The sequence below is a fragment of the Kitasatospora sp. NPDC101183 genome, assembly GCF_044767945.1.
Taxonomy (GTDB): Bacteria; Actinomycetota; Actinomycetes; order Streptomycetales; family Streptomycetaceae; genus Kitasatospora.
Genome location: NZ_JBIWOW010000017.1, coordinates 1 through 15768 on the forward strand (window position 1 = coordinate 1; position 15768 = coordinate 15768).

Consider the following 15768-nt stretch of genomic DNA (forward strand, 5'->3'; position numbering starts at 1 on the left):
GCGACCGCGGCGTGTGTGCCTCCGGCCGGGGCTGTGTTTGTGCGGCCGCCGCCCCGGCGGGGGGGGCCCCCCCCCCCCCCCGCGGGGGGGCCCCGCCCCCCCGCCCCCCCCCGCGACGGGGGGCCGTGCAGCGGGCGAGGCGCGCGGGTTGTTGGTGGCTGCGAACTTGCCCCAGGCCATGCCCTCTTCTGAGGTCCTGGACGAGCCCTGGCCGTGCGGCGAACGAGGCGTCCGTCGGGGCGAGTTCGGCTGAGGGCGACCAAACCGGCGGGGCGCCCCGGGCTGTCGAGCCCGGGGCGCGGTGCCGTCGGGCCGCACAGGAAGTCGAACCCGCCGACTTCCTGTGCGGCCTTCTGTCAGTCGCCTGCCCCGGCTGGTGGCGGCCGGAGCGCGCAGGAAGTCGGACCGGCCGACTTCCTGCGCAACCCGGATCAGTGGGCGCGGTCGGCGCAGACGGGCGGGCCGGGCCGGGAAGCAAGGGGCGGCGGGCGGGGCGGGTGTGAACTCACCCTGGGCGAGTTGCTCCTCCGAACCCGGAACGATCGGCGCCCGACCGCATACGTTGGTCGGGCGGCGAACGAGGCGTCCGCCGAGGCGAGTTCGGCCGATGGCGACCGTACGGGCGGCTGCCTGCGGATCAGGCTCGGGGCGTGTGATGCCGTCGCGGCCCGGCGCTGCGGGCCGCGACGCTCTGGGGGTCTTGTGCAGCGTGTGAGGCGTACGCCCGTTCGAGGCGGCGAACTCGCCGATGCGAGGTCGTCGCCCTCGGCTTGCGTCCACGGGATCGGGCGCCGGGCCGGCCACAGCTGCGATGGCCCCGGCCGCTGGCCGTGGGGCGGATGAGACTGCGGCCTCAGGCCAGGGCGCCCGCGCGCCGCGCCGCGCGAGCTGCATGGGTGGCCACGAGGGCGGCGGACGTGGAGCCGCCGCCCCGGATCGTCGGGCCCAAGGCATCCCACGCCGTCGCGGTCCGGCGCTGCGGGCCGCGACGCAACAGGGGATCGTGCAGCGGGCGAGGTGCGAGGGTTGCTCGGGGCGGCTGACTCAACCCCGGGAGAGCCCCTGCTCAGAAGCCGCGCTCAGGGCGGGACGGCGTCGCGGCCCGGCGCTGCGGGCCGCGACACCGAAGGCGAGCGGGCGCCGGGCCCGCCAACGCCGGCGCCAGCCCGCCCCGGTGGGTCGGGTGGGTCACATGTGGGTGCCGCCGTCGATGCGGATCTCGGTGCCCGTGACGAAGGCGCCGTCGTCGGAGGCGAGCATGGCGATCACGCCGGCGACGGTCTCCGGGCCGGCGAAGCCGTGGCCGAGGGCGGGGGAGAGCTTGGCGAGGAGGGAGAGGTCGGCGTCGGCGGGCAGGCCGGGGTTGTTGGTCATGCCGCTGTCGATGCTGCCGGGGGCGACGCAGACGGCGCGCAGGCCCTGCTTGGCGTACTCGAGGGCGATGGCGTGGGTGAAGGACTGGATGCCGCCCTTGGTCGCGGCGTACGCGGCCATGTAGGGGTGGGCGAAGGTGGCGGAGGTGGAGCTGAAGTTGACCACCACGCCCTTGCCGCCGGCGAGCAGCGCCGGGAGGGCTTCGCGGGTCATCAGGAAGGTGCCGGTGAGGTTGACCGCGAGGACCTTGTTCCAGAACGCGAGGGTGGTCTCGTGGGTGTGCGCGGAGCGCAGGATGCCGGCCGCGTTGACGAGGACGTCGAGGCCGCCGAGCCCGGCGACGGCCTCGGCGACGCCCGCGACGACGGCGTTCTCGTCGGAGATGTCGAGGACCTGGACGGTGAGGCGGTCCGCGGTGCCGTCGGCCTGCGCGCGGTCCAGGGTCCTCTTCAGGCCGTTCTCGTCGACGTCGACGGCGACGACGTTCCCGCCCTCGGCGAGCATCCGGTGCACGGTGGCCCGGCCGATGCCCGAGCCGCCGCCGGTGACGAGGACGTTCCGTCCGCTGAAGCGCTCCATGGTGGTACTCCGTTCGTTCGTGGTCTCTCGACCTCGAGAGACACCGTACGCCCGAGTGGCACGTTGTGCCAATAAGGCGAGGAGTGTCACAAAGGCGCAAGCTGTCACAACGGCACGTCGCGCCGACATGGCACCCGGCCGCGTACGCTGAGCCCGTGACCGGACGCCCCACCCTGAACCAGCGCCGCCGCGAGGCCACCCGGCTGGAGATCGCCCGTACCGCCGCCTCGCTCTTCGCCGAGCAGGGCGCCGAGGCGACCACCGCCGAGGAGATCGCCCAGGCCGCCGGGATCTCGCTGCGCACCTTCTACCGCTACTTCTCGGTCAAGGAGGACGCCGTCGCCCCCCTGCTGGCGGCCGGCGGACGGGAGTGGGTCGACCAGTTCGCCGCCGCCCCCGCCGACCTGCCGCCGCGCGAGGCGCTGGAACGGGCGGCCGTCGCCTCCCTCACCCCCGCCGACGACGACGCCGTCGAGGCGATGCACTGGACCCGCAGCCTCCTGCGCGACCCGCGCCTGGACGGCACCTGGCAGCGCGTCCACGCCGACTCCGAGGCCCGGCTGCGCGAGGTCCTCGCCGAGCGCTGCCCGCCCGGCACCGACCCGCTGGAGATCCGGCTCGCCGCCGCCGCCGCGACGGCTGCGATCCGCGTGGCCCTGGAGCAGTGGGCCTCCTCCGAGGCCGCCGCCGTCGGCCCCGGCTCTCCGCAGGACCTCGGCGGCCGCTGCATGCTCGAACTCACCCAGGGCCTGCGCCTGTGGTCCCGCGCGAACGGGCCCGCCTGACCGCGCGTCAGGCCGATAAGCCGTCCCAACTCCCTTTCCCGGAACGGAATCCAGGGAACCGGGTGACGTGTCCACCGCCGGATGATTCGATGGCCCTCCGAGGCCGGACGACCGGCCGGGAAGGACCCGCCGGGAGGGGCAGCTCATGATCCGGATCGATCTGGGCGCGCGGGGCCTCGGCAGGGTCCGCTTCGCCGCGTCCCCGCTGGACACGGCCAAGGACCTCCTCTTCATCCTCGCCCGCTCCCCGCAGACCCTCGGCCCGCGCTGGCGCGACAACGCCGTACGGGCCCTGACCGACCGCGGGCTCGGCCTGCTCGCCGTCGTCGCCGGAGGCGGCCCGCTCGGCTACGCCCCCGACTTCCTGCGCCCCGAGACCGTCGGCCTCGACACCACGCTCGCCGCCGCCCTGCACCGGGTCGCCACCACCCCGGCCGAGCGCGTCCACTACGAGCTGGCGGCGGCCGTCGGCGGCCACTCCTGGGACCGCACCCCGGCCCGCCGCCCGCCCCGCCTGCTCCTCACGGCCCTGGAGCGGGGCGAGGAGCACCTCGCCCAGCGCCTCGCCGGGGAGCTGGAGCAGTTCTGGCAGGCCGCCCTCGCACCCCACTGGCCCGGCATCCGCTCACGCCTGGAGGGCGAGGTCGCCGCCCGCGCCTCGGCGATCGCGACCCGGGGGATCTCCGAGACCCTCGACCGCCTCGCCCCCAACCTGGAGGAGCACGACGGTGTCCTCCAGGTGCGGCTCCTCGCCCCCGGCGTCCACCACATGGAGCTGACCGCCGAGGCCGCGATCCTCGTCCCCAGCGTCTTCGTCCGCAGGGCCGTCTTCTGCGGCGGCGAACCCCCGGGCGCCCCGGCGCCCCGCAGCCCGATGATCGTCTACCCGGCCGCGCCTGCCGACTGCCTGCCCCGCACGGGCCGCGACGAACTGCTCGGCGCGACCAGGGTGAAGCTGCTGGCCGAACTCGCCCAGCCGCACTCCACCGGCGAACTCGCCACCCGCCTGCGCCTGAGCCCCGCCACCGTCTCGTACCACCTGCAGATCCTGCACCGCGCCGGCCTCGTCCAGCGCACCCGCCGCTCGCGCACCGTGCTCTACCAGCGCCTGCTGCGCACCCCCGGCGAGGCCCCGGCCAGGCCCTGACCACGTCCTGATCAAGCCCTGGCCACGCCCTGAGCAGGGCCCCAACGAGGCCCCCCGCCCACCTGACATCCAGCTTTCTCCCAGGTGACGCTAGGGTTGGACCTCACGCCCCGGCGGGGGAACCGGGTGGACCTCCCCGGATGTCCCTGGCCCCGGGGGCGGGGAGGCACGAGGCGTGGGAGCAACTGGGACATGGGTCTGACGAGCCACAAGGTGCTGGCACTGACCGTACTGATCGCCGTCGCGATGACGGTCGGCACGGTCTGGCTCTGGCCCAGACTGGCGGGCAGGAGCTGGCAGGCGGTGCTCGGCCGGATCGGGGCGCTGCTGGGCACCCAGCTCACGGTGCTCGCCGCACTCGGCCTCGTGGCCAACAACTACTTCGCGTTCTACAGCAGTTGGGACGACCTGCTGGGCACCGGCTCGACCGGCCCGGTGGTCATCCACAACAAGGCGGACGCCTCCGGGCGCCTGCTCGTCGACACGATCGGCACCGCCTCCGTCAAGGGCGGCGGCGCGATGGGCCGCGAGCCCGCCCAGTCCGGCGAGATCCGCAAGGTCCGCATCGACGGCAAGACCAGCCGCCTCTCCACCGAGGGCTACGTCTACCTGCCGCCGCAGTACTTCCAGCCCGCCTACGCGAACCGGCAGTTCCCGGCCGTGATCGTCAGCACCGGCTTCCCGGGGATCGCCGAGAACCTGATCACCCGCTTCAACTACCCGGGCGCCGCGCTGAAGCTCCTCCAGGAGGGGCGGATGCAGCCGACCGTCATGGTGCTGGTGCGCCCCTCGCCGGCCCTGCCGCAGGACACCGAGTGCGAGGACGTCCCGAACGGGGCGCAGTCCGACACCTACTTCACCAAGGACGTCCCCTCGGCGATCCAGGCCAGCTACCGGGTCTCCACCGACCCGCAGGCCTGGGCGTTCATGGGCAACTCCACCGGCGGCTACTGCGCCCTCAAGCTGGCCATGCGCCACCCGGACGTCTTCCCGACGGCCGTCGCCCTCTCCGCGTACTACGACGCCCCGACCGACGACCCGACCACCGGGGACCTCTTCGGCGGCAGCGAGCAGCGCCGCAACGAGGCGAACCTGATGTGGCGGCTCAAGAACCTGCCGCAGCCGAAGGTCTCCGTGCTGCTCGCGGGCACCAAGAAGGGCGACGGGAACTACCGGCAGGAGACGGAGGCGTTCGTCGACGCGGTGCAGAGCCCGATGAAGGTCTCGTACAGCCTGCTGGAGAACGGCGGCCACAACTTCGAGACGTGGAGCGCGCTGCTGCCCTCCTCCCTGGAGTGGCTCTCGCAGCACCTCAAGGTGCCGGACACGGTGCCGGACCGGCCGGCCGCGCCCGTCACCGCCTGAACGGGGCGGACGAACGGCACCGGGGCCCGGGATCGGCGATCGATCCCGGGCCCCGGTGCGTGCGTACGAGCCGGGCGTACGGGCCGGGCGTACGGGCCGGGCGTACGGGCCGTCCGGACGGCCTCAGGCCTGCGGCTCCAGCGTCCCGGTGTGCAGCTGGCCGACGCGGCCGCCCTCGCCCTCGAAGGTCCAGAACGCCCGGACGGTGAGCCCGGCCAGGTCCATCACGTGGCTGACGGTGAGCCCGCTGCGCTCCGTCCAGCTCACGAAGTAGATGTCCGGTGCGACCTCGGCGACGTGCAGCGGCACGTCCTCCCACTGGCCCGCGGACTCGCCGAGCCCCTCCCAGCGCAGCCGCGTGCCGTCGGCCGAGTAGGTGTTGCGGAACGCCGCGCCGTTGTCGACCCGGAAGACGTAGGTACGGCCGGCGAAGGCGGGCAGGGACGCGGTCATGGCGGGGCGGCTCCTCGGTCGAGCTGGCGGGCTCTTGTGCACTGCGGAAGATGTCAGGCCTCCAATTTATCCGACGGGGCGCAGGAGGGAGGGCGTCCTTTCGCGGTACGGGTGCGGCGGTGTCCGTACGGGCCGGACGGCTGTGATCAACTCGCCCGCCACGCAGTGTGGTTGATCGACACCACTGTGAAGTGCGCGACAACCTGCCCCGGAGGGTTGTCCGCCCACGCACGGCCTGCCTAGCCTGCAAAGGTCGTCCGCCCCCGCGGACCCCGCCGCCGGGACGCCGAGTCCCGTCCACCCGCCGGCGGGCAGTCGAGCACCACCGTGGACGGGAGCGGGGGACCCAAGGTCAGTGCCCGGCCCTGCGCGCTCCCGCGTGCGGCCGCGGCTCGGGGTGAAGCCGCCTCCCACCGGCGGCCGGGCTTCCTCAGCCCGAACCCGACAGCTCACCTCGCAGGCGTCGCAGAGGACAGCCATGCACAAGCCTGCCCGGGCCCGCGCCCCGCGCCACGCCCTCCCCTCCCACCGCGGTCGCACCGCCGCCCTCGCCGCCACCGGCGCGCTCGCCATCGGCGGCGCCGGCCTGATCGGCCTCCCGGCCGCCACCGGCGCCCAGGCCGCGACCGCCCCGACCGTCACCCAGGACCGTCTGACCCCCGCCACGATGACCCCGGGCAAGGCGGCCACCGCCTCGCTCGCCCTGCACTCCTCCTCCTGCTTCACCGCGAAGACGGTGGGCGTGGGCGTGCGCGACGCCGCGGGCACCAACCTGGACTTCCCCGGCAACGCCTCCAACGTGCGGATCTGCCCGACCGGCACGACCTTCACCAGCGCGGCCCGCAGCCTGCCCGCCGGGACGTACACCCAGTTCGGCTTCTGGCAGGACCAGGCGGGCGCCTGGCACAACCTGGCCGCGCAGCAGCTCGTGGTCTCCGCGACGGCGACGCCGACCCCGGCTCCCACGCCGACCCCGACTCCCACGCCGAAGCCCACCGCGACCCCGTCCGCGAGCCCGTCCGCCACCCCGACCACGGCGCCCACCGCCGCGCCGACCTCCCCGGTGGCCGGTAAGTCCCTCACCTGGTCCGACGAGTTCAACGGCCCGATCGCCTGGGGCCAGCGCTGGGTCGGCGACAAGAGCAGCTCGTACAAGTACGGCAACCACAACCCCGGCGACAACAAGCTGGACTGGCTGAACAAGAACAACGTCACCGTCGCCAACGGCGTCGCCACCTTCACCGCGACCCCCGGCGGCCCGGCGCTGGAGAACGGCCAGCAGTCCTGGAACACCGGCTTCCTGACCACCGAGGGCTCCGCCGAGGGCTTCCAGGTCAAGACCGGCGACTACGCCGAGACCCGCGTCAAGCTCCCCGCCGGCACCGGCGCCTGGCCGGCCTTCTGGACGTGGAAGGACGGCAACGGGGAGATCGACTCCTTCGAGTACCACCCCGACAACCCGAACCTGCTCGAGCTGACCAACCACGTCAACCCGAGCAACCCCGAGTACTGGACGGACGCCAAGGCCGTCGCCAAGGACCAGTGGGTCACCATCGGCACGTACTACGGCGCCAACTCCGTGGACTGGTACGTCAACGGCGTGAAGGTCTTCTCGGACGGCAAGGGCGTGGGCGCCAACTGGTCGGCGTACCTGATCCTCAACCTGTCGGTGGGCGCGGGCAAGTACCACCCCGCGCCGCAGGGGAGCGCCCCGCTCACCTTCTCCGCCGACTACGTGCGGGTCTACCGCTAGAGGGGACCCGTCCAGGGGTTCCGTCCAGGGGTTCCGTCGGCCCGCAGGGTCAACGGGCGGCCGGATCGGCGACCGTGAGGTCGAACGGCTGCCCGTCCCCCTGCGGGTCCTCCGTGCTGCGCGCCTCCACCCGCCCGCCGACGACCGTGCCCGGGCGCAGCTCAGGGTCCAGGCGCACGGGCACCAGCGCCGTGGCGGTGCGCAGCGGCGGCAGCCCGGGCCCGAAGACGCAGCGCACCAGGCGGCCGTGGCGCAGCACCTCGCAGTCCGAGGGGAAGTACGGGCCCTGCGGGGTGACGCCCGGCGGCAGGACGACCAGGACGGTGACGGGGGAGGCCGTCGCCTCGGGGCCCCGGTTGGCGACGAAGGCGTGCACGGTGGTGGTGCCGCCGGGCGGGGCGGGGTCGGGGTCGATGCGGACGACCTCCAGCTTCGCCGGGGAGGCCGCGGGCGCGGCCCCCACGAGGGCCGCCACCACCGCCGTGACCCCCGCCACCACGATCGCCGTGGCGCCCCGTACCGCTGCGCGCACCATGCCCGCTCACCCTGCCCTCGCTCCGGCCGCCCGCTCCGGTCGCGGGCCGCGTCCGCACCAGGGTGGCGGAGCCGCCGCCGGGGCCCGGGCGCAACCCGCCGGGCGTCCGCCCGAACGGGGTACGGGAGTTGACGGACCGTCAGATATCCGGGGCGTCAGATATCCAGGGCGTCAGGTTATTCAGGGCGTCAGGTGGTCAGGTGGTCAGGGCGCCAGGACCTGCCCGAGGCGTGCGGCGATGCGGTGCATCACCGGGACGAGGGAGGCGGCGCCGGTCTGCTCCTCCAGTGCCCGGATGCGGGCCTCCGGGCCGGAGACGGACAGCGCGGTGGGCGTCGGCGCGCCCGGGACGGCGAGGGCGATGCAGCGTACGCCGATCTCCTGCTCCTGGTCGTCGACCACGTAGCCGCGCTCGCGCGCCTCGGCGAGCTGGTCCATCAGCTCCTGCGGGTCGGTGAGGGTGTACTCGGTGTGCGCGGGCAGGGGGTTGGGGCCCAGGACCGCGCGCGCCTCGTCCTCGGGGAGCTGGGCGAGCAGCGCCTTGCCGACGCCGGTGCAGTGGGGCTGCACCCGCCGCCCGACCTCGGTGAACATCCGCATGGAGCGCCGCGACTGCACCTGTCCGACGTACACGACCTCGCCGCCCTCCAGCACCGCCAGGTTGGCGGTCTCGCCGGTGGCCTCCATGAGCTCGGCGAGGTACGGGCGGGCCCAGCTGCCGAGCAGGCGGCCGGCGGTCTCGCCGAGGCGGATCAGCCGGGGGCCGAGGGTGTAGCGGCGGGCGGTGTCCTGGCGGACGTAGCCCTGCTGGACGAGGGTGCGTACGAGCCGGTGGATGGTGGGCATGGGCAGGCCCGAGGCGGTGGAGAGCTCGCTCAGCGTGGCCACGCCGCCGGAGTCGGCCAGCGCCTCCAGGAGCTGGAAGGCGCGTTCGACGGACTGGACGCCGCCGCTCGCGCGGTCGGTGCCGTTCGTCGATGCTGAGTCGGGGGTACGGGCCACCGGTGTTCCCTTCGCTGTCGGGGCGGAGTAGAGTCCCGGCGATCTTTCAACAAACCGTTGAAATTCTGTATCGCGGAAACTAGTCTCCACCTTACAGAATCGGACCCGCCGACAGACGGGTTCCGATCGCGGAAGTTCCCCGAGGGGGCTCCCACCGGGGCGCCCTCCGCCAGGCTCAACCGTCTTAGGAGTGTCCTGCTCATGGCTGCAGATCCCGTCGGCGCCTCCATCGTCGCTCCGGTCGTCACTGTCGCCGGTCCGCACGTCCACCGGGAGCAGGAGGTGCTCACCCCCGAGGCGCTCGCCTTCGTCGCCGGGCTCCATCGCGCCTTCGAGGGGCGGCGGCAGGAACTGCTCGCGCTGCGCAGGGCCCGGCGCGCCGGGATCGCCGCCGCCGGCACCCTGGACTTCCTGCCCCAGACCGCCGACATCCGCGCCGGGGACTGGAAGGTCGCCGAGGCGCCCCGTGCCCTCCGGGACCGCAGGGTCGAGATCACCGGGCCCACCGACCGCAAGATGGTGATCAACGCCCTCAACTCCGGCGCCCGCGTCTGGCTCGCCGACTTCGAGGACGCCACCTCCCCGACCTGGGAGAACGTGGTCGGCGGCCAGGTCAACCTGACCGACGCCTTCGAGGGGCGCATCGACTTCACCGCCCCCGGCGGCAAGGCGTACGTCCTGCGGCCCGCCGCCGAACTCGCCACCGTCGTGGTGCGCCCGCGCGGCTGGCACCTCGACGAGAACCACCTGCTCGTCGACGGCGCCCCCGTCGCCGGCGCGTTCGTCGACTTCGGCCTGTACTTCTTCCACAACGCCGCCCGGCTCATCGCCAAGGGCGCCGAGGACCCGAACTCCGGCCCGTACTTCTACCTGCCGAAGACCGAGAGCCACCTCGAAGCCCGGCTCTGGAACGAGGTGTTCACCCACGCCCAGGCCGAACTCGGCATCCCGCACGGCACCGTCCGCGCGACCGTCCTCATCGAGACCGTCACCGCCGCCTTCGAGATGGACGAGATCCTCTACGAGCTGCGCGAGCACGCCGCCGGGCTCAACGCGGGGCGCTGGGACTACCTGTTCTCGATCGTCAAGAACCTCCGCGACGCGGGCGCGGCCTACGTCCTGCCCGACCGCAACGGCGTCACGATGGCCTCGCCCTTCATGGCCGCCTACACCCGGCTGCTGGTGCGCACCTGCCACCGGCGCGGCGCCCACGCCATCGGCGGGATGGCCGCGTTCATCCCCAGCCGCCGCGACCCCGAGGTCAACGCCGCCGCCCTGGAGAAGGTCCGGGCCGACAAGGACCGCGAGGCGGGCAACGGCTTCGACGGCTCCTGGGTCGCCCACCCCGACCTCGTGCCCGTGGCCCGCGCCTGCTTCGACGCCGTGCTCGGCGAGCGGCCCCACCAGAAGGACAACCCCGGCCCGGCGGAGCCCGTCACCGCCGCCGACCTCCTCGACGTCGCGGGCGCCGGCGGCTCCTGCACCCGCGCGGGGCTGCACAACGCCGTCCAGGTCGGCGTGCGCTACATCGAGGCGTGGCTGCGCGGGCTCGGCGCCGTCGGCATCTTCAACATGATGGAGGACGCCGCCACCGCCGAGATCTCGCGCTCGCAGATCTGGCAGTGGATCCACAACGGCGTCGTGCTCGCCGACACCGGCGAGAAGACCACCGCCGAGCTGGTGCGCTCCCTGGTCGCCACCGAACTGGCGGAACTGTGCGCCGAGTTGGGCGAGGAGGCGTACGCGGCCGGCCGCTGGGAGGAGGCCGCCCGGCTCTTCGAGCAGGTCGCGCTGTCGGAGGAGTTCGTCGATTTCCTGACCCTCCCGGCCCTGCCGCTGCTCGGCTGAGCGACGGCCCGGCCCCCTCAACTCCGTTCCGCACGGCGGCGATTCCACTGTCCTCACGCCGTCGTGCGGAACGGCCTTCCGTAGTCAAGGAGTTCAGGCATGGCGCGCATCTTCTTCAACGGCCAGGCGATGGCCGGCGGTCCCTTCCACGCGAAGGTCGCCGACGCGCTGATCGGCCCGGCCAGGACGGCCCCCGGCTACCGCTTCTTCTCCATCGACGACGTCTGCCCGGGGCTGCTCGCCGACCCGGGCGTGGACACCGCGATCGAGGGGGAGCTGTACGAGATCACCCTGGAGCACCTGCGGGACGTGATCCTGCCGGGCGAGCCGAGGGAGCTGGAGCTGGGCGTGATCGGGCTGGACGACGGCTCGGCCTGCCTGTCCATGCTGCTGGCCAGGGGCGAGCTGGAGCGCGGCGTCCACCGCGAGATCACTCACCACGGTGGCTGGCGCGCCTACCTGGCGACGCTGGGGCGTACGGCCTGACGGCGAACAGATCACAAAAGACGGCGAACAGATAACAGCGAACAGATAACAGCTGACAGATTTCACCGAACAGATGTCAGCGAACAGATGATGTTCGCTGACATCTGTTCGCTGTTTTTTGTGATCTGTTATCTGTCGTCTGTCAGTTGTCACCTGTTCGCCGCCCCCGCGCACATCACGGCCCCGAACCCTCGCCGTGGGTCCGGGGCCGCGCTCCGCCCCGGCCCGTAGGCCGGGGCGGAGTCCGGGTGGCGTACCGTCCCTGGTCGCTCCCGGAGTCATAGGGGTGTCACACCGGCCTGGCGGCCAGTTCCTTGGCGGCCCGCGCGCAGGCGAGGGCGATCTGGCCTTCGTCGACGGTGGTCAGCACGCCCTTCTCCACCACCGCGTTGCCGTTGACGAACAGCACGGACAGCGGCGGCAGCGCGCCGAAGGTCAGCGCCGCGACGGGGTCGGCTATCGAGGAGTGCATCACCCCGTCGACCTTCCACAGCGCGAGGTCGGCCAGCTTGCCCGCCTCCACCGACCCGATCTCGTGCTGGCGCCCGAGCACCCGGGCCCCGCCCATGGTCCCGAGCCGCAGCGCCTGCCGCCCGGTGAGCGCGGCGGGGGAGCCGTGCAGCCGGTTGACGAGCAGCGCGTTGCGCAGCTCCGTCCCCAGCTCGCCGGACTCGTTGGAGGCCGTCCCGTCCACCCCGAGCCCGACGGGCACGCCGGCCCGCAGCATGTCGGGCACCCGCGCGATGCCGGCGCCGAGGCGGGCGTTGGAGGAGGGGCAGTGCGCGACGCCCGTCCCCGTCTCGGCGAACTTGGCGATGTCGGAGTCGTTCATGTGCACGCAGTGCGCCATCCAGACGTCCTCGCCGAGCCAGCCCACCGACTCGAAGTAGTCGGTCGGCCCCATGCCGAACAGCTCCTTGCAGAACCGTTCCTCCTCCGCCGTCTCCGACCCGTGGGTGTGCAGCCGCACGCCCTTGCGCCGCGCCAGCTCGGCGGACCGGCGCAGCAGGTCCGTCGAGACGGAGAACGGCGAGCAGGGCGCGAGCGCCACGTGCAGCATCGAGCCGAAGGAGGCGTCGTGGTACCGGTCCACGGCGGCCTCGGAGGCGGCCAGGATGGCATCGAGGTCCTCGACGGCGTGGTCCGGCGGCAGCCCGCCGTTCTTGCGCGAGCGGTCCATCGAGCCGCGCAGCGCCGTGAAGCGCAGCCCCAGCTCCCGGACGGCCTCGACGGAGGCGCCGAGCACGTCCCCGCCGTCCCGGGGGAACACGTAGTGGTGGTCCGAGGCCGTGGTGCAGCCGGATTTGAGCAGCGCCGCCGCCGAGCCCTGGGAGGCGGCGTGGACGAGGTCCTCGTCGATGCGCGCCCAGGTCGGGTACAGGGCGACGAGCCAGTCGAAGAGGATGGAGTCCTGGGCGAGCCCCCGGGTGATCCACTGGTAGAAGTGGTGGTGGGTGTTGACCAGGCCGGGGGTGACGAGGTGCCCCTCGGCGTTGATGCGGCGCACCACGTTGTCCAGCCAGGCGGGCGCGGGGCCGTCGCCGACCGACTCGATCCGGTTGCCGAGGATCACCACGTGCCCGCGGGCGTACTCGGTGTCGACGGCGTCGACGGTCGCGATCGCCGCGTTCTCGATGACGATCCGCTGGTCGGCGGGCGGGGGCTGGACTGACATGGTGTGACTCCTTGGGGGCGGGGGCCGGGAGGGGCGCCGATGAAGGGGTGCGCCCCTCCCGGGCCGGTCAGGACGGTGTCGCGGTGGACACCGTCGCGCCGGAGGCCTGGCCGGATCTGGCCCGGCGGGCGGCTCCGACGTGGTGGAAGAGCAGGTTGAGCAGGACGGCCGTCACGCAGCCGGCCGAGATCCCCGAGTGCATGAGGGTGCGCACGGCCTCGGGGAAGGCGTCGTAGAAGGTCGGCACGGCGATCGGCACGATGCCGACGCCGAGCGAGACCGACACGAGGATGGTGTTGCCGCCGGAGTCCATGCCGGCCTCCGCGAGGGTGCGGATGCCGCTGGCGGCGACGGTGCCGAAGAGCACGATCCCGGCGCCGCCGAGCACGGGCTGCGGCACCACGGAGACGACCGACCCGAGCACCGGGAAGAGCCCGAGCAGGACGAGGATGCCCCCGCCGGCCGCGACCACGAAGCGGCTGCGGATTCTCGTCAGCGCGACCAGCCCGATGTTCTGGGCGAAGGCGCTGGCCGCGAACCCGTTGAAGACCGGGCTGAGCGCGGTGGCGAGGCCGTCGGCCCGCAGGCCGGCGGCGAGGACGGGTTCGTCCGCCTCGCGGTCGACGATCCGGCCCAGGGCGAGCATGTCGGCGGTGGACTCGGTCATCGAGACCACCATGACGATGCACATCGAGGCGATCGCCGCCACGTCGAACCGCGGGGCGCCGAAGTGGAACGGCGAGGGGAGCGAGAAGACCTGGGCGTCCTGGACGGCGCCGAAGTCGGCCAGGCCCAGCGGGAAGGCGATCAGGGTGCCGACCGCCAGGCCGAGGAGCAGGGAGAGCCGCTGCCAGAACCCGCGCAGCAGCCGGTTGCCGAGCACCACTGCGACGAGGGTGATCGCGGCGAGGCCGACGGCCCGTACGGAGCCGTAGCCGGGCGCGGACGGCGAGCCGCCGCGCGCCCAGTTGACCGCCACCGGCAGCAGGGACACCCCGATGAGGGTGATCACGGTGCCCTGGACGACCGGGGGGAAGAACCGGATGAGCTTGCAGAAGTACGGCGCCGCGAGGAAGCAGAGCACCCCGGCGACGATCACCGCTCCGAAGATCACCGGGAGGGCGTTGTCGGAGCCCTGCTCCCGGGCGATGGCGACCATCGGCGCGACGCCCGCGAAGGAGACGCCGTTGACGAACGGCATCCGCGCGCCGATCCGCCAGACGCCCAGGGTCTGGAGCAGGGTGGCCAGGCCCGCGGTGAACAGGCTGGCCGATATGAGGAGGGCGAGGTCGGCCGGGGAGAGCCCGACCGCGGCGCCGACGATCAGCGGGGGAGCGACGACCCCCGCGTACATCGCGGCGACGTGCTGCAGCCCGGTGGTGAACAGCTTCGCCGGGGGCAGCATCTCGTCCACGGGATGGGTCCCGGGCGCGGCCTGGCCGGCCGCGCCGCCGGGGGTGTCCGGCGCGAGGGTTCTCGCCGGGGTGGAACCGCCGTCTGTACTGCTGGTGTTGCTGGGTGCCATGTCGAGCCCCTCTTGTGCCCGTGGCTCCCGGCGCGCCAAGGGCGCCGAAGACCGGCTGACGATCTGACGAATGCGGGTGGCCGAGGGCGGGACGGCGGTGCAAGGGTCCCTCGGCCGCGGTCTCCGGACGCCCCGGGCCGGCCGCCGCGAGGCAGACACGAACTCCGGTTGGTGGGGGTGGAGATACGGATGAGACGGGTGAGGCGGAAGCGGGGCGCGCGGCGCCCGGACACGCGCCGGCCCGAGGGGCCGGTCGGTGCGGCGATTCCGGGCGGCGGACGCACGGTGGGGGAGCGCGGGCGGGTCAGGCGACCGGGATGACCGGCGTGACGCCCTCGCGGTGCACGGTGCCCTCGATCAGGCCGTACATGCGGTCCGCGGCGTAGTAGACCTCGTTCTCGTTCTTGAGCCCGAAGGGTTCGAGGTCCACCAGGAAGTGGTGCTTGTTGGGCAGTTCGAGGCGTACCTCGTCCACCTCGGGCCGGTTGTTGAGGACCCGGGTGCCCATCGCGTGCAGGGTCTGCTGCAGCGAGTAGGAGTACGTCTCGGCGAAGGCCTCCAGCAGGTGGCGCCGGGCCTGGGCGTAGGAGCGGTTCCAGTTGGGCTGGGCCTCGCCGTCGCGCCCCGTGAATCCGTACGCCCAGCGGGCGGTGACCTGGGTGGCGAGGATGCGGTCGTACGCCTCCTGGAGGGTGGTGTAGCGGTCCTTGATGTAGCCCCAGAACTCCGAGTTGGTGGAGTTCATGACGACGAGGTCCTTGAGGCCGGAGACGACGCGGACGCGCTCGCCGTCGTAGACGACCTCGGTGGTGCGGACCTCCTGCCCGCTGCGGACGAAGGAGTGGCCGAGCTCCTCGGAGCCGATGAAGCGCGCCGAGCTGTCGGGCGTCCTGATCCGCTCCCAGGCGTACTCCTCGATCCGGATGCGGGCGCCGTGGACGACGCCGCGCTCGGTGTCGTCCACGAAGTGCCGGGCCAGCAGGACGCCGAAGGCCTCGGCCGACTCGATGCCGTGCTCCTTGGCGAAGGCGTACACGGTGTTCTTGGTGGTGTCGGTGGGAAGGCAGTTGGCGTTCGACCCGGTGAGGTGGACGTCCTCGAAATCGCCCTGGAGGGAGACGGAGACGTTCAGGTCCTTGATCTCGTGCCGGGTGGAGTCGCGCTGGACGCGGACGATGCGGTTCTCCGCCTTGCCGTACTGGTTCTGTCCGAGCACGTGGGCCATGACTGGCTCCTAGGGT

General features: G+C 73.1%; 13 protein-coding genes and 1 riboswitch. Of the genes, 6 read left to right on the forward strand and 7 right to left on the reverse strand.

What is annotated here, in order from left to right:
• Nucleotides 1-1188: 1188 nt before the first annotated feature.
• Nucleotides 1189-1953: an SDR family NAD(P)-dependent oxidoreductase gene (locus tag ACIRRS_RS23865; RefSeq protein WP_402974127.1), complete on the reverse strand. Its 765-nt coding sequence runs from the start codon at nt 1951-1953 to the stop codon at nt 1189-1191.
• 155 nt (nt 1954-2108) lie between these two features.
• Here ACIRRS_RS23865 and ACIRRS_RS23870 point away from each other — a divergent pair, with 155 nt between their 5' ends.
• From ACIRRS_RS23870 to ACIRRS_RS23880, 3 genes are all read left to right on the forward strand, one after another.
• Entirely contained in the window at nt 2109-2738 is a 630-nt protein-coding gene (locus ACIRRS_RS23870) for a TetR/AcrR family transcriptional regulator (protein ID WP_402974130.1), read from the forward strand.
• A gap of 145 nt (nt 2739-2883) precedes the next feature.
• The gene (locus ACIRRS_RS23875) at nt 2884-3885 is read left to right on the forward strand and encodes an ArsR/SmtB family transcription factor (RefSeq protein WP_402974133.1); all 1002 of its coding nucleotides are present in this window, start codon (nt 2884-2886) and stop codon (nt 3883-3885) included.
• A gap of 192 nt (nt 3886-4077) precedes the next feature.
• The gene (locus tag ACIRRS_RS23880; protein WP_402974135.1) at nt 4078-5250 is read left to right on the forward strand and encodes an alpha/beta hydrolase; all 1173 of its coding nucleotides are present in this window, start codon (nt 4078-4080) and stop codon (nt 5248-5250) included.
• Nucleotides 5251-5373: 123 nt separating this feature from the next.
• Here ACIRRS_RS23880 and ACIRRS_RS23885 read toward each other — a convergent pair whose 3' ends face one another.
• Nucleotides 5374-5703, reverse strand: coding sequence for a MoaF-related domain-containing protein (locus ACIRRS_RS23885; RefSeq protein ID WP_402974138.1), 330 nt, complete (start codon nt 5701-5703; stop codon nt 5374-5376).
• Nucleotides 5704-6016: 313 nt separating this feature from the next.
• A riboswitch (cyclic di-AMP (ydaO/yuaA leader) is annotated at nt 6017-6181 on the forward strand.
• Between ACIRRS_RS23885 and ACIRRS_RS23890 the strand changes: the two genes are divergently transcribed.
• A complete protein-coding gene (locus ACIRRS_RS23890; RefSeq protein WP_402974140.1) occupies nt 6182-7456 on the forward strand; it encodes a hypothetical protein in 1275 nt (424 codons plus the stop codon).
• Nucleotides 7457-7505: 49 nt separating this feature from the next.
• Here ACIRRS_RS23890 and ACIRRS_RS23895 read toward each other — a convergent pair whose 3' ends face one another.
• On the reverse strand, nt 7506-7991 hold the full coding sequence (locus ACIRRS_RS23895; RefSeq protein ID WP_402974143.1) for a hypothetical protein: 486 nt from the start codon (nt 7989-7991) through the stop codon (nt 7506-7508).
• A 204-nt stretch (nt 7992-8195) separates the two neighbouring features.
• Nucleotides 8196-8993 (reverse strand): IclR family transcriptional regulator, encoded by a 798-nt coding sequence (locus ACIRRS_RS23900; RefSeq protein WP_402974146.1) that lies wholly within the window; start codon nt 8991-8993, stop codon nt 8196-8198.
• A gap of 201 nt (nt 8994-9194) precedes the next feature.
• Between ACIRRS_RS23900 and aceB the strand changes: the two genes are divergently transcribed.
• The gene (gene aceB / locus ACIRRS_RS23905; protein WP_402974149.1) at nt 9195-10841 is read left to right on the forward strand and encodes a malate synthase A; all 1647 of its coding nucleotides are present in this window, start codon (nt 9195-9197) and stop codon (nt 10839-10841) included.
• A gap of 99 nt (nt 10842-10940) precedes the next feature.
• Nucleotides 10941-11327, forward strand: coding sequence for a gamma-glutamylcyclotransferase (locus ACIRRS_RS23910; protein ID WP_402974152.1), 387 nt, complete (start codon nt 10941-10943; stop codon nt 11325-11327).
• A 289-nt stretch (nt 11328-11616) separates the two neighbouring features.
• Here the strand turns inward: ACIRRS_RS23910 and ACIRRS_RS23915 are convergent, their stop codons facing one another.
• The 3 genes from ACIRRS_RS23915 to pucL all read right to left on the reverse strand — a co-directional run bounded on the left by ACIRRS_RS23915 (nt 11617) and on the right by pucL (nt 15752).
• Nucleotides 11617-13002: an 8-oxoguanine deaminase gene (locus ACIRRS_RS23915; RefSeq protein WP_402974155.1), complete on the reverse strand. Its 1386-nt coding sequence runs from the start codon at nt 13000-13002 to the stop codon at nt 11617-11619.
• 67 nt (nt 13003-13069) lie between these two features.
• Complete coding sequence (locus ACIRRS_RS23920) at nt 13070-14527, reverse strand: nucleobase:cation symporter-2 family protein (protein WP_402974158.1); 1458 nt, start codon at nt 14525-14527, stop codon at nt 13070-13072.
• A gap of 304 nt (nt 14528-14831) precedes the next feature.
• The gene (pucL, locus tag ACIRRS_RS23925; protein WP_402974161.1) at nt 14832-15752 is read right to left on the reverse strand and encodes a factor-independent urate hydroxylase; all 921 of its coding nucleotides are present in this window, start codon (nt 15750-15752) and stop codon (nt 14832-14834) included.
• Nucleotides 15753-15768 lie beyond the last annotated feature (16 nt).

Excerpts from the sequence above, each read along its gene's own strand:
- pucL (WP_402974161.1), bottom strand. The coding sequence starts at position 15,752 with ATGGCCCACGTGCTCGGACAGAACCAGTACGGCAAGGCGGAGAACCGC.
- ACIRRS_RS23890 (WP_402974140.1), top strand. The coding sequence starts at position 6,182 with ATGCACAAGCCTGCCCGGGCCCGCGCCCCGCGCCACGCCCTCCCCTCC.
- aceB (WP_402974149.1), top strand. The coding sequence starts at position 9,195 with ATGGCTGCAGATCCCGTCGGCGCCTCCATCGTCGCTCCGGTCGTCACT.
- ACIRRS_RS23920 (WP_402974158.1), bottom strand. The coding sequence starts at position 14,527 with ATGGCACCCAGCAACACCAGCAGTACAGACGGCGGTTCCACCCCGGCG.
- ACIRRS_RS23910 (WP_402974152.1), top strand. The coding sequence starts at position 10,941 with ATGGCGCGCATCTTCTTCAACGGCCAGGCGATGGCCGGCGGTCCCTTC.
- ACIRRS_RS23880 (WP_402974135.1), top strand. The coding sequence starts at position 4,078 with ATGGGTCTGACGAGCCACAAGGTGCTGGCACTGACCGTACTGATCGCC.
- ACIRRS_RS23865 (WP_402974127.1), bottom strand. The coding sequence starts at position 1,953 with ATGGAGCGCTTCAGCGGACGGAACGTCCTCGTCACCGGCGGCGGCTCG.
- ACIRRS_RS23885 (WP_402974138.1), bottom strand. The coding sequence starts at position 5,703 with ATGACCGCGTCCCTGCCCGCCTTCGCCGGCCGTACCTACGTCTTCCGG.
- ACIRRS_RS23915 (WP_402974155.1), bottom strand. The coding sequence starts at position 13,002 with ATGTCAGTCCAGCCCCCGCCCGCCGACCAGCGGATCGTCATCGAGAAC.
- ACIRRS_RS23895 (WP_402974143.1), bottom strand. The coding sequence starts at position 7,991 with ATGGTGCGCGCAGCGGTACGGGGCGCCACGGCGATCGTGGTGGCGGGG.
- ACIRRS_RS23875 (WP_402974133.1), top strand. The coding sequence starts at position 2,884 with ATGATCCGGATCGATCTGGGCGCGCGGGGCCTCGGCAGGGTCCGCTTC.